General features: G+C 37.8%; 21 protein-coding genes. 10 read left to right on the top strand and 11 right to left on the bottom strand.

Annotation, left to right across the window (positions count from 1 at the left end):
* Positions 1 to 9: 9 nt before the first annotated feature.
* Positions 10 to 2,454, bottom strand: a complete 2,445-nt coding sequence (thrA, locus tag OK18_RS03545; RefSeq protein ID WP_053327103.1) for a bifunctional aspartate kinase/homoserine dehydrogenase I — start codon at positions 2,452 to 2,454, stop codon at positions 10 to 12.
* Positions 2,455 to 2,801: 347 nt separating this feature from the next.
* On the opposite strand from thrA, the gene OK18_RS21060 reads away from it, so the two are divergent.
* The 4 genes from OK18_RS21060 to OK18_RS21055 all read left to right on the top strand — a co-directional run bounded on the left by OK18_RS21060 (position 2,802) and on the right by OK18_RS21055 (position 5,803).
* The gene (locus OK18_RS21060; protein WP_156173217.1) at positions 2,802 to 2,999 is read left to right on the top strand and encodes a hypothetical protein; all 198 of its coding nucleotides are present in this window, start codon (positions 2,802 to 2,804) and stop codon (positions 2,997 to 2,999) included.
* A gap of 427 nt (positions 3,000 to 3,426) precedes the next feature.
* Positions 3,427 to 5,151: a biosynthetic-type acetolactate synthase large subunit gene (gene ilvB / locus OK18_RS03540; RefSeq protein ID WP_053327102.1), complete on the top strand. Its 1,725-nt coding sequence runs from the start codon at positions 3,427 to 3,429 to the stop codon at positions 5,149 to 5,151.
* 16 nt (positions 5,152 to 5,167) lie between these two features.
* Positions 5,168 to 5,449: an ACT domain-containing protein gene (locus OK18_RS03535; protein WP_053327101.1), complete on the top strand. Its 282-nt coding sequence runs from the start codon at positions 5,168 to 5,170 to the stop codon at positions 5,447 to 5,449.
* Between the two features lie 183 nt (positions 5,450 to 5,632).
* Positions 5,633 to 5,803: a bacteriocin-like protein gene (locus OK18_RS21055; RefSeq protein WP_156173216.1), complete on the top strand. Its 171-nt coding sequence runs from the start codon at positions 5,633 to 5,635 to the stop codon at positions 5,801 to 5,803.
* A 44-nt stretch (positions 5,804 to 5,847) separates the two neighbouring features.
* Here the strand turns inward: OK18_RS21055 and nadA are convergent, their stop codons facing one another.
* The 3 genes from nadA to OK18_RS03520 form a co-directional block, all read right to left on the bottom strand.
* Positions 5,848 to 6,867, bottom strand: coding sequence for a quinolinate synthase NadA (gene nadA, locus OK18_RS03530; RefSeq protein ID WP_053327100.1), 1,020 nt, complete (start codon positions 6,865 to 6,867; stop codon positions 5,848 to 5,850).
* A 100-nt stretch (positions 6,868 to 6,967) separates the two neighbouring features.
* Entirely contained in the window at positions 6,968 to 7,531 is a 564-nt protein-coding gene (gmk, locus tag OK18_RS03525) for a guanylate kinase (protein ID WP_053327099.1), read from the bottom strand.
* 61 nt (positions 7,532 to 7,592) lie between these two features.
* Positions 7,593 to 8,450: a YicC family protein gene (locus OK18_RS03520; RefSeq protein WP_053327098.1), complete on the bottom strand. Its 858-nt coding sequence runs from the start codon at positions 8,448 to 8,450 to the stop codon at positions 7,593 to 7,595.
* A gap of 93 nt (positions 8,451 to 8,543) precedes the next feature.
* Between OK18_RS03520 and miaA the strand changes: the two genes are divergently transcribed.
* Positions 8,544 to 9,458 (top strand): tRNA (adenosine(37)-N6)-dimethylallyltransferase MiaA, encoded by a 915-nt coding sequence (gene miaA / locus OK18_RS03515; RefSeq protein WP_053327097.1) that lies wholly within the window; start codon positions 8,544 to 8,546, stop codon positions 9,456 to 9,458.
* Positions 9,459 to 9,516: 58 nt separating this feature from the next.
* Here miaA and OK18_RS03510 read toward each other — a convergent pair whose 3' ends face one another.
* The 4 genes from OK18_RS03510 to OK18_RS03495 form a co-directional block, all read right to left on the bottom strand.
* Positions 9,517 to 10,929 (bottom strand): efflux transporter outer membrane subunit, encoded by a 1,413-nt coding sequence (locus OK18_RS03510; protein ID WP_053327096.1) that lies wholly within the window; start codon positions 10,927 to 10,929, stop codon positions 9,517 to 9,519.
* A 263-nt stretch (positions 10,930 to 11,192) separates the two neighbouring features.
* Positions 11,193 to 14,378 carry an efflux RND transporter permease subunit gene (locus OK18_RS03505; RefSeq protein WP_053327095.1) on the bottom strand — a complete coding sequence of 1,062 codons (3,186 nt, stop codon included), beginning with the start codon at positions 14,376 to 14,378 and terminating at the stop codon, positions 11,193 to 11,195.
* 182 nt (positions 14,379 to 14,560) lie between these two features.
* On the bottom strand, positions 14,561 to 15,721 hold the full coding sequence (locus tag OK18_RS03500; RefSeq protein WP_050019826.1) for an efflux RND transporter periplasmic adaptor subunit: 1,161 nt from the start codon (positions 15,719 to 15,721) through the stop codon (positions 14,561 to 14,563).
* A gap of 369 nt (positions 15,722 to 16,090) precedes the next feature.
* The gene (locus tag OK18_RS03495) at positions 16,091 to 16,687 is read right to left on the bottom strand and encodes a TetR/AcrR family transcriptional regulator (protein ID WP_050019827.1); all 597 of its coding nucleotides are present in this window, start codon (positions 16,685 to 16,687) and stop codon (positions 16,091 to 16,093) included.
* A gap of 298 nt (positions 16,688 to 16,985) precedes the next feature.
* Here OK18_RS03495 and OK18_RS03490 point away from each other — a divergent pair, with 298 nt between their 5' ends.
* A complete protein-coding gene (locus OK18_RS03490; RefSeq protein ID WP_050019828.1) occupies positions 16,986 to 17,540 on the top strand; it encodes a thioredoxin family protein in 555 nt (184 codons plus the stop codon).
* Positions 17,541 to 17,646: 106 nt separating this feature from the next.
* Here the strand turns inward: OK18_RS03490 and OK18_RS03485 are convergent, their stop codons facing one another.
* Complete coding sequence (locus tag OK18_RS03485) at positions 17,647 to 17,940, bottom strand: DUF3892 domain-containing protein (protein WP_053327094.1); 294 nt, start codon at positions 17,938 to 17,940, stop codon at positions 17,647 to 17,649.
* A gap of 102 nt (positions 17,941 to 18,042) precedes the next feature.
* A complete protein-coding gene (locus OK18_RS03480) occupies positions 18,043 to 18,948 on the bottom strand; it encodes an AraC family transcriptional regulator (RefSeq protein WP_053327093.1) in 906 nt (301 codons plus the stop codon).
* Between the two features lie 123 nt (positions 18,949 to 19,071).
* Between OK18_RS03480 and OK18_RS03475 the strand changes: the two genes are divergently transcribed.
* From OK18_RS03475 to OK18_RS03465, 3 genes are read left to right on the top strand one after another with little or no spacing between them, the layout of a single operon-like run.
* Positions 19,072 to 20,301 carry an MFS transporter gene (locus tag OK18_RS03475; RefSeq protein WP_053327092.1) on the top strand — a complete coding sequence of 410 codons (1,230 nt, stop codon included), beginning with the start codon at positions 19,072 to 19,074 and terminating at the stop codon, positions 20,299 to 20,301.
* A gap of 1 nt (position 20,302) precedes the next feature.
* Positions 20,303 to 21,784: a trehalase family glycosidase gene (locus tag OK18_RS03470; protein ID WP_053327091.1), complete on the top strand. Its 1,482-nt coding sequence runs from the start codon at positions 20,303 to 20,305 to the stop codon at positions 21,782 to 21,784.
* Positions 21,785 to 21,806: 22 nt separating this feature from the next.
* The gene (locus tag OK18_RS03465) at positions 21,807 to 24,245 is read left to right on the top strand and encodes a TonB-dependent receptor (protein ID WP_053327090.1); all 2,439 of its coding nucleotides are present in this window, start codon (positions 21,807 to 21,809) and stop codon (positions 24,243 to 24,245) included.
* Positions 24,246 to 24,422: 177 nt separating this feature from the next.
* Here the strand turns inward: OK18_RS03465 and OK18_RS03460 are convergent, their stop codons facing one another.
* Positions 24,423 to 25,061 (bottom strand): MBL fold metallo-hydrolase, encoded by a 639-nt coding sequence (locus OK18_RS03460; RefSeq protein ID WP_053329282.1) that lies wholly within the window; start codon positions 25,059 to 25,061, stop codon positions 24,423 to 24,425.
* A 70-nt stretch (positions 25,062 to 25,131) separates the two neighbouring features.
* On the opposite strand from OK18_RS03460, the gene OK18_RS03455 reads away from it, so the two are divergent.
* On the top strand, positions 25,132 to 26,346 hold the full coding sequence (locus OK18_RS03455; RefSeq protein ID WP_050019831.1) for a type IX secretion system plug protein: 1,215 nt from the start codon (positions 25,132 to 25,134) through the stop codon (positions 26,344 to 26,346).
* Positions 26,347 to 26,640 lie beyond the last annotated feature (294 nt).

Here is a 26,640-nt window from a genome sequence, read left to right as displayed (position 1 = left end):
TTATTGTTTTTAAACAGAACGTATGATATCGGCAAAAACGCCGCTGGCAGTTACTTCAGCACCTGCTCCCGCACCTTTTACGACTAATGGTTGCTCGGAATACCTCAAAGTTTTGAAGATGACAATATTGTCTTTTCCGTAAAGATGGAACAGGTCGCTCCCCGGAGCAATATGCTGCAGCCCCACTTTTGCTTTTCCGTTTTTAAATTCGGCTGTGTATTTTAAGATCTTACCTTCTTTTTGGGCAGCGGTGAATAAAGATTTAAAATGACTTTCGTGTTCACTGAGCTTTGTATAAAAATTTTCTACGCTTCCCTGCATACAGGCTTCAGGCAGAAAACTTATGTTTTCAATTTCCTCAAACTGAAGCGGATATCCGGCTTCCCTGGCCAGGATCAGGATCTTGCGTGCTACGTCAGTACCTGATAAATCCAGTCTTGGATCCGGCTCGGTGTAGCCTTCACGTTGTGCCTGGGCTACAACTTCAGAAAATGTTTTATTTCCATCATAATGATTGAATACAAAATTTAATGTTCCGCTTAATACAGCTTCGATAGAGATGATTTTGTCTCCGCTTTTAATCAGGTCATTAATAGTTCCTATTACCGGAAGGCCTGCCCCCACATTGGTTTCAAAATAAAAGTTACAACTATGGTTTCTCGCAGTGTTTTTCAATGTTTTATACTGCTCAAAACCGGATGAGGCTGCAATTTTATTGCAGGCAACAATATTGACGCTTCTTTTGAGCAGTTTTTCATAGATCTCAGGAATTTCGGAACTCGCGGTAATATCTACAAAGACAGAGTTTCTTAAATTCCGGGAGATAATTTCTTCTGCAAATGCATTGATGGAAGCTTCCTGGCCATATGCAGCCCAGTTGTCATATTCCTCCCGTGAAATTCCTTTGTCAGCGAAGATCATCCTGCGGCTGTTGGATAAACCTGCAATTCTCAGGTTAATTAATAAATTTTCTCTCAGATATGGGTTCTGATCATAGATTTGCTGCACAAGTTTCGAACCTACATTCCCTGTTCCGCAGAGGTAAAGATGTACCTGCTTTATTTCAGATTCAAAAAATTCTTCATGAAGGACATTCACTGCTTTTTTACTATCATTTTCTGAGATAACAATGCTGATATTTCTCTCCGAGGAGCCTTGAGCAATAGCCCTGATATTGATTCCGTTGTTTCCCAGGCATCCAAACATCCTGGCACTTACCCCGCTTCTGTTTTTCATATTTTCGCCTACTAAGGCAACAATGGAAAGCTTGTTTTCAATTTTTACAGGAGCAATTCTTTTTAAATTAATATCATCTGCAAAAGATAAATTGATGGCATTTTCCGCAATAATTTTCTCCTTCTCGTTAATTGCTATGGTAATGGAATGCTCCGAGGATCCCTGGGTAATCAGGATTACATTAATATTTTCATGGTTGAGACACTGGAACAGCTTTGCTGAAATGCCCGGAATGCCTACCATCCCGCTCCCTTCCAAAGTAAGAAGGACGATATTGCTCATGTTGGAGATTCCTGCTGCCAACTGTTGTTTATCTTCTACTTTGACATGATGAGAAACCAATGTTCCAGGAGCTTCAGGATCAAAGGTATTTTTAATTGTAAGGTCAATATTTTTTGACATGACAGGTTGTATGGAAGGAGGATAAAGAACCTTGGCGCCAAAATGGGAAAGTTCCATTGCCTCATGGTATGATATTTCAGAAATGGGTTTAGCATGAGAAACGAGCCTGGGATCAGCCGTCATCATCCCGCTTACATCTGTCCAGATCTGTAGCTCTTCAGCATGTATTGCGGCAGCAATAAGGGAAGCGGTATAATCCGAACCGCCTCTTCCTAATGTGGTTGCATTCCCATTTTCATCCCGGGCAATAAAGCCGGGGCCTATGATCACCTGGTTTTTATGGTTTTTCAGAAATTCCTGTATATTTTTTTCAGTAAGGGCAATATTAACTTTTGCATTAGTAAAACGGCCATCTGTTTTGATAAGAGCAGCAGAATTCATCCATACACAATCCAGCCCTTTATACTGAAGCCTGGCTGAAATGATGCTGGAAGACAGGTGTTCCCCATATGAAGCTATTTTATCTTTTATTCTGTCTGTGAGTTCACCCAATACAAAAATACCGTTATATATCTCTTCTATATCATTGAAATGTTTTTTAGTGAAACTTAACCACGAGCTCTGTTCCGGAACAGGAAGGAGCTCTTTAACGAGTTGTAAATGTTTTTCCTCAAGTTCTTTAAGTATGGACAGATAAGACTCATTTTTTACCGAAGCGTATTCTGCAGCCTTGATTAATCCGTCTGTAACACCGTGAAGGGCAGATACGATTACTACAACTTTATTCTTGACAGATTCTTTTTTAATTATATTTTCTGTCAGTAAGATATTCTGTGAACTGGCGACGGAAGTTCCGCCAAATTTTAAAATTTTCATCAATTATTTATTAAAGGTTGGATAAAATGAAATGTTGACCCTTTAAAAAAAGAGTACAGGGTACCGGAATAATATGTGAAAATTTACCCCTTTATGGGGTAGTAATTGTTGTAGTTGTGAAAATAGAAACAGAAGATATGCCTGAAATAAAGGATTTCAGTGCAGAAATATCAGATATGTTTCTTGAAAAGTTCATTGTTACGAAGCAAATGTACAAATTATTTTGAAATAACAAATTGTATGGAAGGATATATAATATTTCATTTTTATGAGAAATACATTTATAAATGTAAAGGTAATGGGTTAAAAATCTTATATTTATAATAGTAATTATAAAAAAAAATACCATGAAAAATTTAAAAAAGCTAAACAGAAACAAATTAACATCATTGGGTGGAGGAATAGGTACATGTTATGAATATTGTCCTGCAGGACCTTATGGTCCGGGACAGCCACGGTCATGCGAAGATTATTATCTTTTGCCGCAATGTTGTAAACTAATGGTTTTAGTGGATATAGCATGTTCTGCAGAACGTGAAATGTAAAATTGAAAAACTGCGGAATTTCCGCAGTTTTTTTTTGAATACTCTTTGCTTGAAATTGTAAATAAATAACAATAAATATTTATTATTATTGAAGATTGTGTCATAATTGTGTAAGTAATATGATTTTTATAAAAAATGATATCATTTTTTGGTGAATTAAATTGTTTTTTATAGCTTTACCATACCAAATAAACAAATTATGATAAATTCCCTCATTCCCCAAACTCCTTTTAGAATGTATTATAAATACTGACCAATACATTCCTTTCAGTTATACTGACTCAGATCGTATATTTCTTATACAGGCTACGTATTCCTCCGGCAAAGCATAATTCCTTTGACGAAGAAGTGCGAAATACTCTTATCTAATAACTTGCATGTTATCGGTCACCAAAACCGTATAACAGAATAATCTTACAAACACACCATGAAGAATTTAAATCTATCTACAAAAACAGAAACCAGCGGGAGTAGGATCATCCTTGAATCCTTCCTGCAGGAAGGGGTTAAAACGGTTTTCGGATATCCCGGAGGTGCCATTATCCCTATTTATGATGCCCTTTATGATTACCAGGGAAAGCTTGAACATATCCTGGTACGCCATGAGCAGGCAGCAGTACATGCAGCACAGGGATTGGCAAGAGCATCGGGAGAAGTGGGCGTTGTACTGGCAACCAGCGGACCCGGAGCAACAAACCTTGTAACAGGACTGGCAGATGCTTTACTGGATAATACCCCTCTGGTATGCATCACAGGCCAGGTTTTTGAACACCTGCTGGGAACTGATGCCTTTCAGGAAATTGATGTGATGAATATTACAAGTCCCGTAACCAAATGGAATTACCAGGTAGCAGATGCCCATGAGCTACCTGAAGTTTTAGCCAAAGCATTTTATATAGCAAAATCCGGACGTCCGGGTCCGGTATTGATTGATGTTACCAAAAATGCCCAGCTGCAACATATTTTGTATCACGGCTATAAACCCTGCCATACACTGAGAAGCTATAAGCCGGATCCTGTTCCGGATATGGAAAGAATCAGCCAGGCAGCTGAGATGATTAACCGGGCGGAAAAACCATTCATTATTGCCGGGCAGGGAATTATGCTGGGAAAAGCAGAACAGGAATTTTTAGAATTTGCTGAAAAATCAGGGATTCCCGTTGCCTGGACGGTATTGGGAATGGGGGTAATCCCTACGGATCATCCACAGGCGGTTGGGATGGTAGGGATGCACGGAAATTATGGTCCCAATGTCCTTACCAATGAATGCGATGTCCTGATTGCAGTGGGAATGCGTTTCGATGACCGTGTTACGGGAAGGTTGGATGAATATGCTAAACAGGCAAAAATTATTCACCTGGATATTGATAAGGCTGAGATCAATAAGAATGTAAAGGCAGATGTGCCTGTCCTTGGGAATTGTAAGGAAACATTACCTCTGCTTACTCTTCTGATACAGGAAAAACAATACAGGTCCTGGCATCAAAAATTTAAAGAGTGTTTTGAAATTGAAAGTACAACCTTGATTAATAAAGAGTTATATCCGTTGGAGGGAGAGATTACCATGGGAGAAGTCATCCGGTATCTTAATGAGATAACAGCCGGTGAGGCTATTATTGTAACCGATGTAGGACAGCATCAGATGATCACCTGCAGATATTCCCGGTTTAATCATCCCCGGACTAATATTACCAGTGGGGGATTGGGAACGATGGGATTTTGCCTTCCGGCTGCCATAGGAGCTGCCTATGCTGTAAACAAGCGCCCCGTTATCGCAGTAATGGGAGATGGAGGAGCGCAGATGAATATCCAGGAGTTGGGAACCATTATGCAGTACCATTCTGATGTGAAAATTTTAATTCTTAATAATGGTTACCTGGGAATGGTAAGGCAATGGCAGGAGCTGTTTCATGAAGAAAGATATTCGTCTGTTGATATCCAGAGTCCGGATTTTGTTCAGGTAGCAAAGGGATATGAAATTCAGGGAAGGAAAGTAGCTCAGAGGGAAGAGCTGAAAGAGGCGCTTCATGAGATGCTTGATCATAAGGGAGCTTTTCTTCTGGAGGTAATGACAGGAAAAGAGCACAATGTGTTTCCAATGATTCCCCAGGGGAAAAGTGTTTCGGAAATTGTATTACAGCATAAAGTTTAAAACAAAAAAGAAAAAAATGAGAACAGAACATAAAGAATATACCATAACGGCATATACAGAAGATTATTTAGGTTTGATCGGCAGGATCAACGCTATTTTTTCAAGAAGAAGAATTTCCATGGTGACTTTTCATGTAGGACCCAGTGAAATAGAAAAAGTAAAAAAGTTTGTTATCATTATCAGGGAAACGGAAGAATCGGTTCAGAAGATTACCCGGCAAATGGAGAAACAAGTAGATGTATTGGAGGTTTATTATCATAAGAATCCATACCTGACAGCGATAGAATATGCCAGCTGATGGCGGAAGTTGGTTTGAAGGAAGCGCAGAGTTCTATTTCCTATTAAATGGTATGATTACATAAGGCTTCTAAAATAATACACTTATTAACAAAACAGCTACACCTGTTAATTAAAGCTTTGTTTTGAATAAAGAGAAGTTCATTTTTGAATATAAAAAAAATACTTATCTAATTCTATTATTATGAAAAATTTTAAAAAGCTTTCGAGAGAAGAAAAGATGAATATTAATGGTGGATTCACTGATATTCAGATTGAAGCATGCGGTGGTGCAGCTTATGTATGTTTCCGTGGAGGAGGAGCCTGGGGATGCTGGAGAAAACCGGGAGGCACTTGTTATGCTCCTTTACTTTAATCATGAATCAAAATAAAAAAGCACTGTCAAGCAGTGCTTTTTGTCTATTTTATGCTTTTTGAAAGATCAAGCATGGCTTCAATCGGTTTCAATGCTTTTAATCTTAAATCTTCATCAATAAGGATTTCAGGAAGCTCATATTTCATACATAAATACAATTTTTCCATGGTATTGCGTTTCATATAAAAACACTCTGAGCAGTTACAGCTTTCATCAAAAACCAGTGCCGGAATTAATTCTTTGTGTGGAGCCCGTTTTTTCATTTCATGCAGAATCCCTTCTTCTGTTGCGATAATGAATTTCTGACAATCATCTTTTTCCACATAGTTCAACAAAGCAGATGTGGAACCGATAAAGTGGGCCAGTTTCAAGACTGCTTCTTCACTTTCAGGATGTGCAATCAGTTTGGCATCAGGGTTATCAGCCAATTGTTTGGCAATTCTCTCCATTGAAAATGCTTCGTGTACTATACAGCTTCCGTCCCATAAGATCATATCACGTCCGGTTTTTTTTGATAAATACCTTCCTAAGTTTTTATCCGGTGCAAAAATGATTGGTCTGTCTTTAGGTAGTGCTTCAATCACTGTTTCAGCATTTGAACTGGTTACAATGATGTCACTTTCAGCTTTAGTTTCAGCATTACAGTTGATGTAGGTAGCTACTAAAGCGTTGGGATATTGCTCACGCATTTTCCTTAATCCTTCTCCGGAGCATCCGTCTGCCAGGGAGCATCCGGCCATCGTATCCGGAAGAACTACTTTTTTAGTTGGATTCAGGATTTTGGCAGCTTCTGCCATAAAGTGAACGCCACAGAATACAATCATATCTGCGTTCGTTTCTTTAGCCTGTCTTGCCAGTTGTAAAGAATCACCAAGGAAATCAGCGATGTCCTGGATTTCTCCCGGCTGATAATAATGGGCAAGAATGACAGCATTCTTTTCTTCTTTAAGTTTCAGAATGGCTTTCACCAGTTCTTCCCCTTGAGGAATTGCAATATCTTTGATATCCAGAAATCCTTTTACAGGAATGGCAGATTTAGCTTTTTCTAATGTTTCGGTACTCATATCAACCTCAATTTTTTATGATCAGTTAGAGGTTAGAGATCAGAAGTTAGATTTTGAGAGTATTTATTACTTTCATCTTCCGGCTTCCATCTTCCAGCCGTTAGTTACTGATAAAATTTTTTATTAAACTTTCTATTTCTTTTTTGGCTACATCAAGATCTGTATTAATAACAACCTTGTCAAACTCTCCCGCATAAGACATTTCTTCTTCTGCTTTCTCTACACGGGTTTTAATGGTTTCCGCATCATCTGTATTTCTTGAAATCAATCTTCGTTCCAATTCTTCGATGGAAGGCGGCTCTATAAAAATGGACAAGGCCTTTTCACCAAAATATTTTTTCAAAGAAATTCCTCCTTTTACATCAACATCAAAAATAACAACTTTTCCCTGACTCCAGATTTTTTCTACTTCAGATTTTAAAGTACCGTAGTATTTGTCAGTATACACTTCTTCATATTCTACAAAAGCACCTTCTGAAATTTTTTGTCTGAATTGTTCGGGTGTTAAAAAATGATAATCTACTGCATGCACTTCATTTCCTCTTGGCTGTCTTGTTGTACAGGAAATTGAAAAAGCAAGTTCAGGAAATGTTTCCAGAGAATGTTTTACCAATGTCGTTTTTCCGCTCCCTGACGGCGCTGAAAATATAATTACTTTATCCATTTAGATTAGAGATTTTCAGATAAAAGAGCCAGGAAGGATCTCTTATCCTGAGGTCTATGGGCTATAATACGTTTAATGTTTGCTCTTTAATTTTTTCCAGATCATCTTTCATCATTACTACCAGCTTCTGGATCTCTGCATGATTGGCCTTGGAACCTAAAGTATTAATTTCCCTTCCGATCTCCTGAGAAATGAAGCCCAGCTTTTTACCATTGAAAGATTCATTGTCCATTACTTCTTTATAGTATTTTAAATGTTGGGCAAGTCTTACCTTTTCTTCTGAAATGTCAAGTTTTTCCGTAAAGTAAGCCATTTCCTGGTAAAAACGGGTTTCATCAACATTTTCAAATTCCTTCAGGGACTTTTGATAGCGTTCTTTCACACTGATGATCCTTTCTTCTTCAAAAGGAATTACCTCTCCCAGATATTTATCAATATTCTGAATGTTTCTGTTCAGTTCCTCATGAAGGATACTTCCTTCGGTTCTTCTGAATTCCTCAAAGCGATCAATAGCCGTATTCACTATGGAAGCCAGCATTTCCCATTCGCCTTCCGTCAGTTCATCAGGTCTTGAGGTTATGGCATCAGGCAGTCTTACCGCCATTTTCAGATATTCGAAATCAGGACCGTCAGCGGCAATGGCCCGAAGCTCATTGATGTATGAATCAATCAGGGTCTTGTTAATTTTTACATCAGTGGATTCTTCCAGATTCTCCAGATTGATATAGCAATCTACCTTTCCACGGATAATTCTATCGTTAAGAATTTTTCTGATTTCAAATTCTTTCTCTTTATAACGTAAAGGAATTTTAATATTCAAATCAAAGCTCTTGCTGTTCAATGATTTAATATCTATAGTTATTTTTTTTCCTTCAAAAACGTTTTCGGCTCTACCAAAGCCGGTCATTGATAAAATCATAGTTTTTTATTGTTCTACAAAGATAAACATTTAAATTAGCACTGTGAAATCTGTAAATATTACACCTGACCGATAAAAAATGAACGTGAACTGATGAAAAACCTGATTTCAGTAGTAGGGCCCACCGGGATTGGTAAAACGAGATTGGCAATTGATCTGGCTCAGCATTTCAATACAGAAATTATTTCCTGTGATTCCCGCCAGTTTTTTAAAGAAATGAAAATAGGAACAGCCGCACCTTCTGAAGAAGAACTGGCTGAAGCACCTCATCATTTTATCGGAAATCTCTCTGTAAAAGAATATTATTCTATCGGACAATACGAAGAAGATGCCCTGCAAAAAATCAACGGACTTTTCAAGAATCATGATACAGTTATTCTCGTGGGGGGAAGCATGATGTACGAAAAAGCTGTGATTGAAGGACTGCATGATCTGCCTGAAGCTAATGCCGGAAATCAGGAAAAACTTCAGAAAATCATGGAAGAAGAGGGAATTGAAAAACTTCAGGAAATACTGAAAGAACTTGATCCCGAATATTATAGTGTAGTGGATATTCATAACCACCGAAGGCTGTTAAGGGCAATCGATATTATCTGGCAGACGGATAAAAAATATTCTGAGCATATTGCTGTTTCGCAGGATGGCAGGGACTTTAATGTAATCCGGATCGGAATTGAAGCCCCGAGAGAAGAACTGTATGACAGGATCAACCGCCGGGTAGATATGATGATGGAAAAAGGATTATTGGATGAGGTAAAAGGTCTTGAAAAATTCAAAGGGCTAACCGCTTTAAATACGGTAGGGTACTCCGAACTATTTAAATATTTTGAAGGGGAATGGGATCTTGATTTCGCAGTTTCCGAAATTAAAAAAAACAGCCGCAGATATGCTAAGCGTCAGTTGACCTGGTATCGCAAGGCCAATGATATTCACTATTTGCAGCTAGGCTATTCCCAAAAGGATTTTGAAGAGCTGATTCAATGGATTACGGAACAGCTTCCGAAATAATGATCACATTAAAAATGCGGCCCAAACGAACCGCATTCAAACAATATAATTTAATTTACTACTTCCAACCGCCACCCAGTGCTCTGTATAAATCTACAATGCTGCTTAATCTCTGTCTTTTAATGGAAGCAAGGTTCAATTCCGCCTGAAGAGAATTTCCCTGTGCGGTAATCACCTCCAGATAATTGGCTGAACCTCCTTTGTAAAGAAGTTGGGCACTTTTAATCCCTTCTTTCAGCGTTGCTGCCTGTTCGGAAGCTTTTTGTTCCTGGATTTTCAGATTTTCATTAGAAACCAAAGCATCAGAAACTTCACCTACAGCATTTAAAACAGACTGGCGAAAAGCCAGTACATTTTTTTCTCTTTGTATTTTGGCTACCTCCAGATCCGTTTTCAACTGTCTTTTTTGAAAAATAGGTTGTGTGATTCCTCCTAAAACCGAACCGAATAATGAGGCGGGAATCTGGAACCAGTTGTCAAATTTAAATGAATTGACTCCTCCATTGGCCGTAATCTTTAAAGCAGGATACATATTGGCCTGGGCAATTCCTACCATCGCATTTGATTCAAGTAAGACCAGTTCTTGCTGACGTACATCAGGTCTTCTGCTGACCATAGCTGCCGGAAGTCCTGCAGAAATATTCCGGGGTAGGGAAGTGTCGGACATCTCAATTGTCCTGTTGATCTTGTTAGGGGTCTCACCCACTAAAATACTTAATGCATTTTCCTGAATCGCAATATTCTGCTCCAATTGCGAAATCAGGAGCTCGGTAGCCTGCTTTTGAGCAGAAGCTTGTTGGACCCCCAGGGAAGTGGTATCTCCGCTTTCCCACATTTTTTGTGTGATCAGTAGTGTATTGCTGCTCAGCTCAAGGTTAGATTTGGCAATGGCTAATTGTCTGTCAAGCATCAACAGATTATAATATCCCTGGGCAATTGCAGCCACCACCTGAGTCTGAACTGCCTTTGAACCTTCATAAGTCTGAAGATACTGCATTCTTGAAACTTCCTGCTGATTTTTAATCTTTCCCCAAATATCAGCTTCCCAGGAGAGGTTGAAAGCAGCATTATAATCTTCAACATGATTTTGCCCTAAAAACATATTTAAACTTTGCCCGTTCATACTGTTTTTGGAAGGTTTTGAAATCTGTCCTGAAACTCCGAAACCTACATCGGGATATTGCATATATTTGGCCTGCTTCAGTTTTTCCTGGGAAGCAGCCACTTGTTTCAAAGCAATCTGAAGATCATAATTGTTTCTGATTCCTTTTTCAATCAACTCCTGTAAAATAGGGTCGCTGAAAAATTGTTTCCACTCCAGATTGGCAATACTTGCTGTATCTGCTGTTGCCGTATACTGGAATTTTTCAGGAAGCGGAAGCTCAGGTTCCGTGTATGCCAGTTTTGACACACACGAAACGGAACCTATAGCCAGTGCAAATGTTATAATAATATTTTTTACTCTTTTCATAGTTTTTGTTTGATAGACCTTTAATTATGCAAAAAATTGAGATTTTAACCACAGTTAACCTAAGTAACATTCAAAGTTTTGTGGCTTTTTGTTTTTTTATTCTTTAACCACAGATTACACAGATTTGCACAGATGTTTGTGGATAAGAAAACTGTGATTTTCTAAAGTTATGTGTACTTTTTTGTTCAAGCTTTTAGCGTAAAAAATAACTTAAGTGTTATTAAAATCTTTATGTTTTTTGGATATAAATTTCTTTTTCTTATTTAATTAATAGTAGAAGCTAAAAGTTCTTCTTCCATTTGTTTTTTCAGAAGTCTTTTCTTTTTTCTGCTCGGCATTTTTTCATGCAGATACTGGAAGATTACATACATTACGGGAATAATGAAAATTCCGAATAATACTCCTGTAAGCATTCCTCCCACAGTACTGTATCCAATGGAATGATTCCCTTTTGCTGATGCACCTTGTGTCCATACCAATGGAAGCATCCCTACGATAAAGGCAAAAGAAGTCATCAGGATAGGTCTTAAACGTAATCTTGAAGCCTGAAGGGCAGATTCAATTAACGATTTTCCCGCTTTTCTCCTCTGAACAGCAAATTCTACAATCAGGATGGCATTTTTGGCCAATAACCCAACAAGCATAATCAACCCGACCTGTACATAGATATTGTTATCTATTCCTGCCAGGCCTGTGAAAGCAAATACCCCAAAGATCCCTGTCGGAATGGTAAGAATAATGGCAAACGGAAGGATATAACTTTCATATTGAGCTGCCAGCAGGAAGTATACAAACAAAATACTCAACAGGAAAATAAACACGGTTTGTCCGCCTGTTTTGATTTCCTCGCGGGTAATTCCTGTCCATTCATAACCATAACCTCTCGGAAGGGACTGTTGGGCCACTTCTTCTACTGCTTTAATGGCATCCCCGGTGCTATATCCCGGTTTAGGAGTTCCGTTGATGGTTACGGCATTAAACAGGTTATTCCGGGTCACTGTTTCAGGTCCAAAAGTTCTTTTTAAGGTAACCAGTGTTTTAGCGGGAACCATCTCTCCGGATTTGTTCTTTACATAGATTCCTTCCAGGGAGTTAATATCCGTACGATAAGGAATATCAGCCTGGGCCATTACCCTGTAATATTTACCAAACCTGTTGAAATCTGAAACAAAGCTACTTCCGTAATAAATCTGCATTGTCTGCATCAGTTCTGTTACAGAAACTCCCAGCTGATTAGCTTTATCTGCATCTACATCAATGGTATATTGGGGATTTCCTGCAGCATAAGTGGTAAAGGCAAACGCAATCTCCGGACGTTTCATCAATTCACCGATGAATGCCTGGGTGGTGGTACCCAATTGTTCAAAAGAGCCATTGGTTTTATCCTGAAGCATGAATTCAAAACCGGAAACGTTACCGAATCCCTGTACAGTAGGGAAGTTGAAAAAGAATGCATTGGCATCTTTTACCTGGCTTACCTTTCCAGTAAGCGTTGCAGCGATTTGATCAGGATCTTTCATCTCACCGCGTTTATCATAATCTTTAAGCTTAATAAAACCTGCAGAATAAGGAGACGCGTTGGCGTTACTGATGAAGTTCATTCCGTCCGCTACCCACAAGTGGTTGGTTGCCTTTTCGCCATTAATAATTTTATCAATCTGTTCTGTCGCTCTGTGTGTTCTTTCCAGTGAGCTTCCCGGAGGAGTGTTTACCGCATACAATACAAATCCCTGATCTTCTGTAGGAATAAATCCTGAAGGGGCTTTTTTGATCATAAAAATACTTGCCGCAGTAATCACAACAAGACCACCAATAGCCACCCATTTATTTTTAATTAAAAACTTAAGGCTGTAAATATATTTTTTGGTCATGCTATTGAAGCTTGCATTAAATGCATTGAAAAATCTTGCTCCAAAACCTTTTTTGTGGCCGTGTTCACCATGTTCTCCCTGAGGATCATTCAGAAAAATGGCACATAAAGCCGGGCTTAATGTTAATGCATTAATGGCTGAAATCATAATGGCAATAGCCAGTGTAAAGGCAAACTGTCTGTAGAAAACTCCTGCAGGTCCCTGCATAAAACCTACCGGAATGAATACCGCACACATCACCAGCGTAATGGAAATGATCGCCCCGGAAATTTCACTCATCGAATTCATGGTAGCGTGTTCTACAGGCATTCCCGTTTGCTCCATCTTGGAATGAACTGCTTCTACGACTACAATGGCATCATCTACCACGATACCAATTGCCAGTACCAGGGCAAATAAGGTCAACATATTAATGCTGAATCCAAACAGCTGAAGGAAGAAGAAGGTACCGATAATAGCTACCGGAACCGCAATGGCCGGAATCAATGTAGATCTGAAATCCTGAAGGAAAATAAATACCACAATGAATACCAGAATGAAAGCAATAACAAGCGTTTCCACCACCTGATGAATGGAGGCATCCAGGAAATCTTTCGAGTTATACATGATAATAGGTTCCACGCCTTTAGGCAGGGTAGTAGAGAGTACATCCACCTGTTTTTCAATTTCAGTAAGGATTTCATTCGCATTGGATCCTGCCGTTTGTAGAATGGCAAAACCAGCAACGGGTTTTCCGTCTACCCTGTTTGTCGCAGTATACGTATAAGAACCGAATTCTACCCTTGCCACATCTTTTAACCTTAAAAATGAACCGTCATTATTGGCTTTAATGGCTATATTCTCATAATCCTCACCTTTGTTTAGTTTTCCTTTATATTTAAGAATATACTCATAAGTTTCCTTACTTCCTTGCCCTAGACGGCCAGGAGCTGCTTCAAGGTTGTGATCCTTGATAGCGTTAAGAACTTCCTGAGGAGAAAGGTTATTGGCAGCCAGACGGTCGGGCTTTAACCAGATTCTCATAGAGTAATCTCTTGTTCCGAATACCTGGGCCTGTGCTACTCCGGGAATACGTTGTATCTGAGGAATAACGTTAATTTTCAGGTAATTCTGTAAAAACAGTTCATCATATTGTTTAGGATCATTGCTGGTTAGACCCATAAACATAATCATACTGTTCTGGACTTTCTGTGTTGAAATTCCTGCCTGTACCACCTCCTGGGGAAGCTGGCTCATTGCCTTCGATACACGGTTCTGTACATTAACGGCAGCATTGTCAGGATCAGATCCTTGTTTGAAGTATACGCTTAGCGTCATGGTACCGTCATTACTGGAGTTGGAGGTCATATAAGTCATATTCTCAACTCCGTTCACGGCTTCTTCAATAGGGGTTGCCACAGAACGGGCCACTACCTCTGCATTAGCTCCCGGATAAAAAGCGGTTACCTGTACACTCGGCGGAGCAATGTCCGGGAAGAGAGCAATCGGCAGATTAAAGAGAGACAGTGCTCCCAATAATAGAAGGATTATGGAGATGACCGTTGAAAGTACCGGTCTTTCTATAAATTGTTTTAACATAAGAAGTTTATTTTTTTATGTTGTCTGAACTTTTTTAAACATTAGAATCCGAATCCATCAGCATCTGGGAAGTTTTCACAAACTTACCTGAACTGAACGAACAGGTGCTGATCCCTTCCAATACCTTAAGGGTAAGAAATAATTAAAGTTCAGACTGCTTTTAAATAGTGTATTAAAATCTATTACAAAGGTTTTGCTCTTAATAAACTATCAGAAGAAATGGTCTTGGGACGGATAGATGCTCCGTCTTTGAGATTTCCTATTCCGGTGTAAACGATTTTCTCTCCCGGAGCCAGCCCTTCAGAAATAAAGTAATAACTGTCCGTTTTTCCTGAAATTTTAATCGGTTTACTTGTTACTTTCTGATCTTTTCCTAAGACGTAAACATAGGTTTTATCCTGAATTTCAAAGGTAGACTCCTGTGGAATAACCACTGCATTGGAAATCAGCTGCGGCATACGTACTCTTCCTGTATTTCCGGTTCTTAAAGTTCCGTGAGCATTAGGAAAAACCGCACGTACACTGATCGCTCCGGTGGTTTTATCAAACTGTCCATCTACAATGCTCATTTTTCCTTTTTCAGGATAAATACTGTTATCAGCGATTACCAGCTCTACCATTGGCATATTTTTCAGCTTTTCCTCTAAGGATGCTCCCGGATATTTATTCTGGAAAGCAATGAAGTCAAGCTCACTCAAAGAGAAATATGCATAAATTTCACTGATATCAGACAGTAATGTCAATGGATTAGGATCTGTTCTGGAAATCAGGCTCCCTTTTTTATAAGGAATTCTTCCGATGTATCCGCTTACAGGAGCTGTAATGGTTGTAAACCCTACATTGATCCTTGCATTTCCTACAGAAGCTCTTGCCTGGGATGCGGCGGCAACTGCTGCTGCATAATTGGCTTTTGCCGTTTTAAGCTGCACATCCGAAACGACTTTAGCAGACACTAAGGGCTGAAGCCTGTCCACTTCCACTCTTGCTTTCTCAATATTGGCATTGGCAACCTGAAGATTAGCCTGAGCCATATTCATCTGTTCACCATAGCTTCTTGAGTCTATTTTAAATAAGGGCTGTCCGGCTCTTACATACGCTCCTTCTTCTACGTAGATTTTATCCAGATATCCGTCTACCTGAGATCTGATTTCCACATTGTTTTTTCCTTCCAGTGCAGTAGGAAATTCCTGATAGGTAGTTGCAGGAGATGTGATAACGGTATAAACCGGAAGTTCAGGAGCTGGTGGCGCGGCATTGGAACCTTCCGCAGCCTTGGTGCAGCTTTGTAAAAGAATTATACTTGCAATAAGTACAATAAACCTTGTTTTTCCTGGTATTTTCATTTTGGTTTAATTTTTTTAATAAAGTGTTAGAGATAAGTAATGTTTCTTTCTAATAAATGCTGTTTTTTTTCCTAACAGTGTTAATAATTTGTTCAAAAAAAATTATAAAATCTTTAATGTCCGGTCAAATCACTAGTTTTCATAATTGAAGTCATTTTTTTAATGTTGATATATGTATAAAAGATAAGGTGTATCTGCGTTATATTTCCTAACGGTGTTAATTTATAAAAGAAAAATGTTTACCTTTACCTTTTGAATTGGTAAAAAAAGTTGTGCATACCTGCTTTTATTTTAATTGTTTTAACTGAATATTTTAATTAACCATGTGTTAATTTTCCTAACGCTGTTAATTTTTAGTTCAAAAAAAATTTATAAAGACTTAATAAAAGATGAAACTGTTTCATCCAAAGCCGTTTTATTCATTGTAGAAGGAATATCTGCAGTACGCATCATCATAATCGAAATCATACCGTGTACAGCAGAAAACAGGGCGTGGGACATATGACATGCATTATCTGTATTAGACCCGTTTTTCTTAATGATCTCGTAGGTGCATTCATAAATCAGTTCCTGGAAGGATGAAAATTCCTTTTTCATCTGGCCTTTTCCACAGCATTGCATCCCCAATCCAAACATCAACTGGTAATATTCCTTGTTTTTAAAGGCGAAATTCCAGTACGCATCTACAATAGCTACAAGTTGCTCTTCCGGAGTATCATATTTCCGCTGAGCTTTTAATAATTCTATATGTAATTTATGAAAGCCATCCAGAGAAATTTCAAATAAAATAGCTTCCTTATTTTCAAAATAATCATATACTACCGGTGCGCTGTATTCAATAGCGTCTGCTATTTTACGCATAGAAAGAGATCCCCAGCCCTCAGTTTTAGCCAAAGAAAAGGCAGCCTGCAAAATATTTGCACGGATGGATTCTTTTTCTCTTTGACGGCGTTCATGTAGACCCATGATATTTTTTACTAACGGTGTTAGCAAAACTACAAACTTTTTAAGATATCTTCCAAATGATATTGAGACTTTAACATTTAATGAAAGGTAATAAAAAGATAAAAGTAAATGTTTGGAGCCTGGGAAAAGGAGTGGGGAAGCTATTTTGGAGTATTGAGCCTGGATTGAAAATTAAACAGCTGAAGTATAAAAAAATGAAAGCCGTATCATAGTTGCTTTTTGATAATTGGATAACTAATATCATCTTACCATATAAAACCAAAGAAATTTTTATCTTTGTAACCAAAGAAAATAGGATATGAACACCCCCTCTAATATGTTGGCACTGGGAACAAAAGCTCCCTTTTTTGAGCTTCCTAACCCGTCAAAAATGAATGAACTTCAGTCGTTGGAAGAACTGAAAGGAGAAAAAGGAACATTGGTTATCTTCATGTGCAACCATTGTCCGTTTGTTCTTCACGTGATTGATAAAATTAATGAACTGTACGAAGATTATAACGATAAAGGAATAGAGTTCATTGCCATCAATTCCAATGACATCGAAAAATACCCGGCCGATTCTCCTGAAAAAATGATTGAATTTCAAATCGAAAGAAGATTTGATTTCCCATACCTATTTGATGAAAGCCAGGCAATAGCAAAAGCATATGATGCAGCTTGTACCCCTGATTTTTATTTCTTTGATGATAAATTAGACCTTATCTATAGGGGACAGATGGACGATTCAAGACCCGGAAACAATAAGGATGTAACCGGAGAAGATTTGATTATTGCTTTTGAAAACCTTCTGGCAGGTGAGCCTCAGGAAGAAATTCAGAGACCAAGCATGGGATGTAATATAAAATGGAAATAATTTTACATTGAAAACGGAGAGTTAAAGTTAAAATTATTTTTACATTCTCTCATTTTCAATGAATATTATAAAGCTGTTCCTTCGCGAACAGCTTTTTACATTAGGTTTAATTACATTCAGGAAGCGATAGTAAATTGTTTTTTGTTGAATGATCAGCTTCAGTTTTTAAATATTGAGTACCATTGTACGTTTCAGCAGTGATAACTTTTGCTCTGTTTCCGTAGATGTCAGCAACATAAGCTTCTCCTTTTTTGTTTTTGATCCAATTGTAAATTTCTAACCTTGTGCTTTTACCTGTATTTCCATCTTCACCAATCCATCCTAAATGAGTAATTGCTAAGTTTGGGTTTTCATGAAAACCATTGTCTTTGTTGATACATGTGATTCTAATTGCCATCATTGTAATTTTAAATTGTTAGTAAATTATTTTTTTCGAAAATAATCTATGTTAGTTTCATACCCTTACGGTTTTCCATAAAATTACTTTTATAGATGGGATTCATTAAAAATTAGCTTTATTTTTAACTTCACTATCAATTTTCAAATCAACATTTATCTTGTCATCAGAATAGTTTTTAATAAATTCTGATGGTGTTTTTCCTGTATACTTTTTAAACATTCGGTTGAAATAAGTCACATTATTGAAACCACAACTATAACTGCACTCTGAAATGGTTTTATCCTGTGCCATCAGCAGACAGGCTTTGTTGATCCGGTAGCGGTTGACAAATTCTGTAAAAGTGATTTGTGTAGCCTTTTTAAAAAAATTACAAAAAGCAGGAAGAGTAAGATTAGCCAGCCTGGCCACCTCTTCAATATTAATTTCCTTATCATAATGATGCTCCACATAGGTGAAAATATTCTCAAGACGGGTTTTATTTTTTGAAATAATGGTGTAAGGCATAATTTCTTTATTCAGAAGTTCATAATCTTTACATTGTGACAGTTCGAAAAGAATCTCAAGAAGGAGCAAATATCTTTTATATCCTTCCGTTTCCAGCATAAGCTTTAGTTTGGGAAGCATTGCTTTTTTTACCTTGTGGTGAAAATGGAGCCCGAATTTTGAAAGCTCCAATAAATTTTTGATGGATCTTGCTTCTACCTCTTGCTGGGGAAACTGAAGGATTTCTTCTTTAAACTGAAGTACGATTTCCTCATGCGGATCAATAGAATTGAGCCCGAATCCCGAGTGGGGAATATTGCTGCCGATTAATACCAGGTCTCCATGCGTATAATTACTTTTATGGTATCCTACATGACGTGTTCCGCTCCCAGAAATGACGCATACCAGCTCAATTTCAGGATGATAATGATATTCCCATTTAAATTCTGAAATGGGAGAGTTGTTATGGATCATACGGAAAGAGCTTTTTTCATCAGGAATAACCCTTTCAAAAGTAACTTTCATTTAGTTAATCATATTTATTCACTAAAAATAGTAATTATATTAATATAGTTCAAAGATTCATTTATTGTGTTAAATTATTGTTAAGCCAAATGCCTCTATCTTAGCCGGTAAGAAATACTCTGAATGAACAATTTCAATATAAAGGCAGTTTTATTTTTAAATTATTTTGTTTTCGCCATCCTTCTGAATTCTGTAGGAACGGTTATTTTACAGGTACAGCAGAATTTTGGAATTTCAAAATCTTCTGCAAGTGTATTGGAAGGATTTAAAGATCTTCCGATTGCCATATGTTCTTTCATTCTTGCTTCATTTCTCCCTAAAATAGGCATTAAAAATTCCATGCTGATTGCTTTGCTGCTGGTAAGCTGTATGTGCTTTGTGATGCCATTTGCCAATGATTTTTGGTTTTTCAAACTATTATTTACCATTGTGGGAATTTCTTTTGCCCTGATTAAAATTTCAGTATTTACCTCGATTGGTTTAGTGACAGGGACGGATAAAGAACATTCCAGTTTTATGGGGTTTTTGGAAGGCTTTTTCATGATCGGAGTTTTAGCCGGAAATGTTTTATTCAGCCTATACATTGATGACCATAATCCGAAATCTACTCATTGGTTAAATGTATATTGGGTTTTGGGAGCGCTTTCCACATTGTCATTTTTATTCTTATTCTTTTCCAGGTTGAATGAAAAAGAAGCAAAAAGCGGGAAAACTGATCTGTTGGGAGATTTAAAAAACAGTGCAAGCCTGTTCAGTTATAAAAAAGTACTTTGCTTTCTGTTATGTGCTTTTCTTTTTGTGCTGGTAGAGCAAAGTTTCCAGACATGGACACCTACCTTCTACAAAGAAATTTTAAAACTACCGACTTCAATGAGTATTCAGGCCGGGGCTGTGCTGGCAGGAGCTTTTGCATTGGGAAGATTCTTATCCGGTTTTTTTTCCAAAAAATTCAGCTGGATCTATGTGGTTTCCTTTTGTGTGGCAGGCTTTGCTATTAGTTTACTTTTGGTTTTACCATTGACTCACAATATTCATATAGACATCAATACCAATTGGCTGAATGCCCCTTTGGTTGTGTATTTATTTCCTTTGATGGGAGGTTTGCTGGCCCCTATTTATCCCAGTATCAATTCTGTGATTCTGGCCTCAATCCCTAAATATTTACACAGCGCCATGTCCGGATTGATTGTTGTTTTTTCTGCCATCGGAGGAACCATAGGCTCTGTTATTACCGGTTTTGTGTTTCAGGAATTTAGCGGGCAGCAGGCGTTTTACCTTTCGCTGATCCCTCTTTCATTACTCATCACATCAGCCATTTTCATGAACAAATTAAAAATCAATCCTGAAAAATAAAATGAATAATCAACTTTATATCAACGAAATCCAAACTCTTTTTGATGATGTACAAAGATCAGAAATCTTTGAAGATCAAAAAATGATGACCGATGCCGTCCCGTTATTTCCGGTTGCTGAAATCAATGCCAAATATGAAGAAAGTAAAGTGACAGAAGGATTTGACCTGAAAGATTTTGTAATGGCCCATTTTGATTTTTTAGGAGCAAAAGTTTTTATCCAGAAACAGGATCACCTTCCTATTGAAGAGCATATTGAGAAGCTATGGGATGAACTGACCCGTACGGCTTACAAAGAAAAAGGAACCCTTTTAAAATTACCTAAACCCTATATTGTTCCGGGAGGACGTTTCAATGAGTTTTTTTATTGGGACAGTTATTTTATCATGCTGGGATTACAGGTTTCAGGAAGAATAGAAATGATGGAAAATATTGTGGAAAACTGTTCTTATCTGATCCAAAATATAGGCTTTGTTCCTAATGCAAGCAGAACTCATTTTTTAAGCCGTTCACAACCCCCTTATTTTTCTTTGATGCTGGATCTGCTGTCTGAAACTACAGAAGACAAAAATATCTATACCAGATATTATGATACGATGGAGAAGGAATATGATTTCTGGATGAATGGAGAAGAATGGCTTACCACTGATGCAAGCATTAAAAGAGTAGTAAAAACCAAAGAAGGAGATCTTTTGAACCGGTATTATGATGCTGAAAATACCCCGCGTCCTGAAAGTTACCTGATTGATATTGAAGATGGCGGAAATGCATCAGGAGAAGAGTTTTACAGAAATATAAGAAGTGCCTGTGAATCAGGCTGGGATTTTTCCAGCAGATGGTTTGCAGACGGAAAAAATATACAGACGATAGAAACGCTGAATCTGGCGGAAGTAGATCTGAATTGCCTTTTATGGCATTTAGAGACCACTTTGGCAAAATCTTCAGCTCTTTTACGTCTTCATGAAAAAGAAAAATATTTTACTGAAAGAGCAGCAAAGCGCAGACAGATGATCAACAAATACTTCTGGGATGAAAAAACAGAGAATTACAAAGATTATCACCTCAAAAAAAACACAAACACCCCGTCTGAACATATTGCTGCTCTTTATCCTTTATTCCTGAAGCTTGCAGATGAAAAACAGGCAGCAGCCGTAGCAAAAGTCATTTCCGAAAAATTTTTATACCAGGGAGGCCTTGTAACAACAACCCAAAAAACCGGTCAGCAATGGGATTTACCCAACGCCTGGGCCCCTTATCAATGGCTGGGTTTTAAAGCCATGAAAAATTATGGATTTGATGAGCTGGCAGAAAAAATCAAAAATAACTGGTGCCTGAACGTAGAAAGAGTCTACAAAAATACCGGAAAACTGATGGAAAAATACAACGCATTAGACACCGAAACAATAGCAGGTGGCGGGGAGTACCCTAATCAGGATGGATTTGGCTGGACCAATGGAGTGTATTTAAAACTGAAACATAACTGAAAACTAACAAAAAAATAGGGCTATGAAAAAAAAATCAATCTTTTTAATTGCCGCTACAGCTACATTGTATTTCAATAACGCTTATGCCCAGGAAACGCCACAGGATTCTGTGAAGGTTTCATCTATCGATCAGATTGTGATTACGGGAAACTCTAATCCAAAGAAAAAAATAGAATCCAGTACTGCTATTTCAACCTTTAATGCTAAGGAAATCCAAAAACAAAATCCAATCAGTGCCGCCGCATTGCTGCAGAGGGTTCCGGGATTTGCTGTGGAAACTTCAGGAGGTGAAGTAGGAAACAACCTTTTTGCCAGGGGAATTCCTTCAGCCGGAGCTTATGAATTTGTACAGGTACAGGAGGATGGTCTTCCGGTTTTCGAAGACGGAGCGCTTCAGTTTGCCAATGCAGACAATTTTTTTCGAGTGGATAATACGGTAAGCCGCCTTGAAGCATTACGGGGAGGCTCAGGTTCCATCTATGCAACCAATTCTCCGGGAGGGCTTATCAATTTTATTTCGAAAGAAGGGACCAACGATTTTAAAGGAACTGCCAAGCTTGAGACCGGTACCTATGGGCTCATGCGAACAGATCTTAATCTTGGAGGAGCGCTGATGAAAGATAAACTGTTTTTCAATGTTGGAGGTTTCTTCAGAACCGATAGCGGAATCAGAAAAACAGGTTTTAGAGCCAATAATGGAGGACAGATCAGAATGAACCTGAAATATGTTTTTGATAAAGGATATGCAAAGGTTTATTATAAAAAGCTGGATGACAGGAATACATTTTACCTGCCTGTTCCTCTCCTGCAGGACGGGGATAAGCTGAAAGAATTCCCGGGATTTGATGCCAATTACGGTACCTACAGCTACAGGGCAATCGGTCAGCTTACTATTCCACAGGCAGGAGGAGGTTTCTTCAGCCGGGATCTTGAAAATGGAATTCATCCCAAAATGGATGTTCTGGGAGCAGAATTCAAATATGACCTGGGTAATAATTTCACCGTTGTAAACAAAACACGATATACCAATATTGATATGAACTATACGGGAATTTTCCCGGCCGGCGCACCCAAAACAGCTGCTGAATTTGCCAAAGGGATGGGAATGACCAATTATCAGTATTCATTGGTTAGCAATGGAACAGTTGTAGACCCTGCCTATGTTCAGAAATTAGGTTTCTGGGCTATAGATAAGCAGATGAATAACTTTGTCAATGATTTACAATTCAATTATAAATTTGATAAAGGGAACGTAACCGCAGGTTTCTATAAATCAAACTGGAAGTCTCATCAATACTGGAACTGGAGCAATATCCTAACAACGGCTACGGACCGCCCGCAGCTGTTGAATTTAGTTGATACTTCACTTAATCCTTCTGATACCGGCTATTCTAAAACGTATAATGGAGTTACGGATATGTCTTTTCTGATCAGAGATTCCCAGATTCAGGGAAGCCTGAACGATTTGTATGTAAATGTGGACTATACTATTACGGATGACTGGAGTGTTAACGGAGGTATGCGCTATAGCAGGGATTATTATAAAGGATATGGTGTAAATACCACCACCGCTAATCTTAATAATTCGGGTCTTACAGTTGATGGTACCCATAGCTTTGCAACTACTACGGCAGATGATAATATGGCTGTTCTGGGAAACAGGTATACATACTGGTATTATGATGTGAATAAAGTTTCTTATACATTGGCTTCCAATTATAAAATCAACAGGGAAAATGCATTGTATGCCCGTTTTTCCCATGGTTTCAGATCGCCGAATGAGGAAGCTTATTATAATAATATGTCAGATCTGAGCCAGATTAAACCGGTGCAGACCAATCAGCTGGAGATAGGATATAAATATTATTCCCGCACCTTTGATATTGCGGTGATTCCTTTTTATTCCACTCTTAAAAATCTTTCATTTACAGATGTATTCTCTGACGGAACTTCAGAAAACAAATTTGCCAATACTACCAACCTTGGGGTAGAGATTGAAGGGTATACCAGATTATTCAATAACATTCTTGAAGTCACTTTCAATGGAACCATTCAGAATCCAAAATATAAAGACTTCAGGGGAAGGAATCCGGATGGCTCCACATTTGATTATGATGGAAATACGGTAAGAAGAATGCCTAAATTTTATTTTAATATTTCTCCGGCAGTGAATATCACTAAAGAATGGAGGGCATATGTAAGTATGAATTATTATGGGAAACGATTCCAGAACGAAGGAAATACGGAAGATAATATTCTGCCGTCCTTTACAGAATTCGGGGCGGGGATGTCTTACCAATTGGGAAAAATACGTTTTGCAGTTGATGGAACCAATATTTTCAATACCATTGGGATTACAGAAGGGGATCCAAGATCTCAAACCATGGGCGGAAGCAACATAAGAATGGCAAGGCCTATTATGGGAGCGGCTGCAAGAGCTTCTATTACTTTAGATTTTTAAAACTCTATTTCTTTATAACAATGAAACCGCCGGAATTTTCCTGGCGGTTTCTTTTTATGTTTTTCTTATAAAATCTGCGTTATCTGCTAAATCTGCGTGAGCATAATCTTTCGCTTGAAATCTGTGAAATCTTTACAATCTATGAACAATAAAAATTACAGTACATCAAACTCTCTTTTATTTAAAAAACGGATTATACTGTTTTTCAAAACCAATGGTTGTAGGATTCCCATGGCCGGAAAATACCTGCGTATCTCCATCCAATATGAAAAGTTTTGTTTTTATGCCTTCTATCAGCTGTTCATAATTTCCTTTGTACAGATCTGTACGGCCAATACTTCCTTCAAAAAGAACATCTCCGGAAATCATGAATTTCTGGTTTTCATGATGATACACTACACTTCCGGGTGAGTGTCCCGGAACATGATAGATTTTAAATTTTTCTCCATCCAGATCGAGTTCATCTCCTTCTTTTACATATTCAATATCTACTTTTACAGGATTTATATTCATCCCGAACCTTATTCCGCTGGCCTGCAGCATATCCAGGACTTCCTGATCTTCCTGATGCATATTTACAGGGACTTTGAATGTGTCAAAAGCCCATTGAAGTCCGAAGACATGGTCAATATGAGCATGAGTGAGAAGGATTTTCTGAATTTTCAGACCATTTTCTGTAATAAAGTTACTAATGGCCTGGGTTTCCTGTGCATTCATATTACCCGGATCAATCAACCAGGCATTTTTGTTTTCGTTGTAAATAATATAGGTGTTTTCGCTCGCAAAGTTAAATACGAAGCCTTGAATCTGAAGCATATCCGAATATTTTTTATTCAAAAATACGATATTATTGAGAAAATGCTGATTTTTCGTTATCTTCGTCATAATGAAAACTTTGCGAATACTTTTACTTTCTTTTGGTGGGATGGTTTTTGGACAAAATATCCAGAGCATCCAGCTGTTTAATCCACAGACGAACGATGAAACTCCTGTTATCAAGTTCGGTGAACAACTGGTTTTAAGCTTTGATGATCTTACTAATGGCAGTGAGATTTACCGGTACACTATTAAACACTATGACAGGAACTGGAATGATGATAATCTGTTTTTTACTGAATTTGCCAATGGAAGTATGAACGGACTCCTTGATAAATTTCAATATTCATTTAACACACTGCAGGCTTATACCCATTACAAGCTGGTTTTTCCCAATGATAAAATACAGCCGAAAATTTCAGGAAATTTTGAACTCATTGTGTATAAAGACTCAGCAGATAAGCCTCTTTTTAAAAGAAGATTCTATATGGTGGAAAATGGGGCTTCTATGGCTTTGAATGTTTCAAGGATTTCCGATGCCAAAAAGCCTAATCTTAACCAAAGAGTAGAAGTAAAAGCTGTTTCAGCCGGAGGAGATCTTTCCTCTAATGTTAATTCTGTCAGCTTAAACCTGATGCAGAATAATAATCCGAATATGGTTATTTTTAATCAGAAGCCGAGCTCTGTTTTGGGGAATCAGCTGCTTTTTCAGCAAATGAACCTTACTTTCCCGGGAGATAATGAATTTTATTATTTCGATAATAAGAATATGAATATGGCAGCAGATATGGTTCGCTCAACAGAAATAAAAGATGGAGTTAACCAGACATATTTGCATCCGGTATGGGCTTTTCCGCTGAATTACCAGTATCAGCCTGACGTTAACGGGGCGTGGTATTACAGGAGGAATGACTTAGGAAGAGAGCGTGATGCTGAGCGTGAAGCAGATTATTCATGGGTACATTTTTATCTTGATTCGGAACCCGTGGATAAAGAAATTTATATTCTGGGAGGATTTAATGATTTTAAACCGGGTAAAGAAAACCAGATGCAGTATGATGCAGCCAATAAGCAGTATGTAGCCAGAATCTTTCTGAAACAAGGTTTTTATAACTATATTCTCGCTACGAAGGAAGCTGACGGGCCTATTAATTTTGGTGAGATAAACGGTAACTTCTGGCAAACGGAAAATTTATACCAGGCCTTTTTATATTATGCTCCGTTTGGAAGGAATTATGATGGACTGATTGGCTACGGAGAATTCAGAACACCTGTTAGAAAATAAATTATAATTTAAAATATAAAAATAAGTGAACAGATTGTCTTAAAAGATGGTCTGTTTTTTTATGAATACTGATAAAATGATTGTTAAGACATCTATTTTAGGTTTATAAATGTAATGCATTACATAACGAAAAAAAATAATTCACAAAGTGCTGATTAAAGTTGATTTTATTAATTGAAATTATTTTTATAAATAAAATTTTATTTAATTATTTTATTTCTTTTTAAAATCATCATTGTGTTTTGTTTAATAATTTAAGCTATGTGTTTATTTTTATTTAAAATTTAAGTGTTT

It is taken from the genome of Chryseobacterium gallinarum, from assembly GCF_001021975.1.
Lineage (GTDB): Bacteria > Bacteroidota > Bacteroidia > Flavobacteriales > Weeksellaceae > Chryseobacterium > Chryseobacterium gallinarum.
This window is presented reverse-complemented; position numbering and strand designations above follow the sequence as displayed.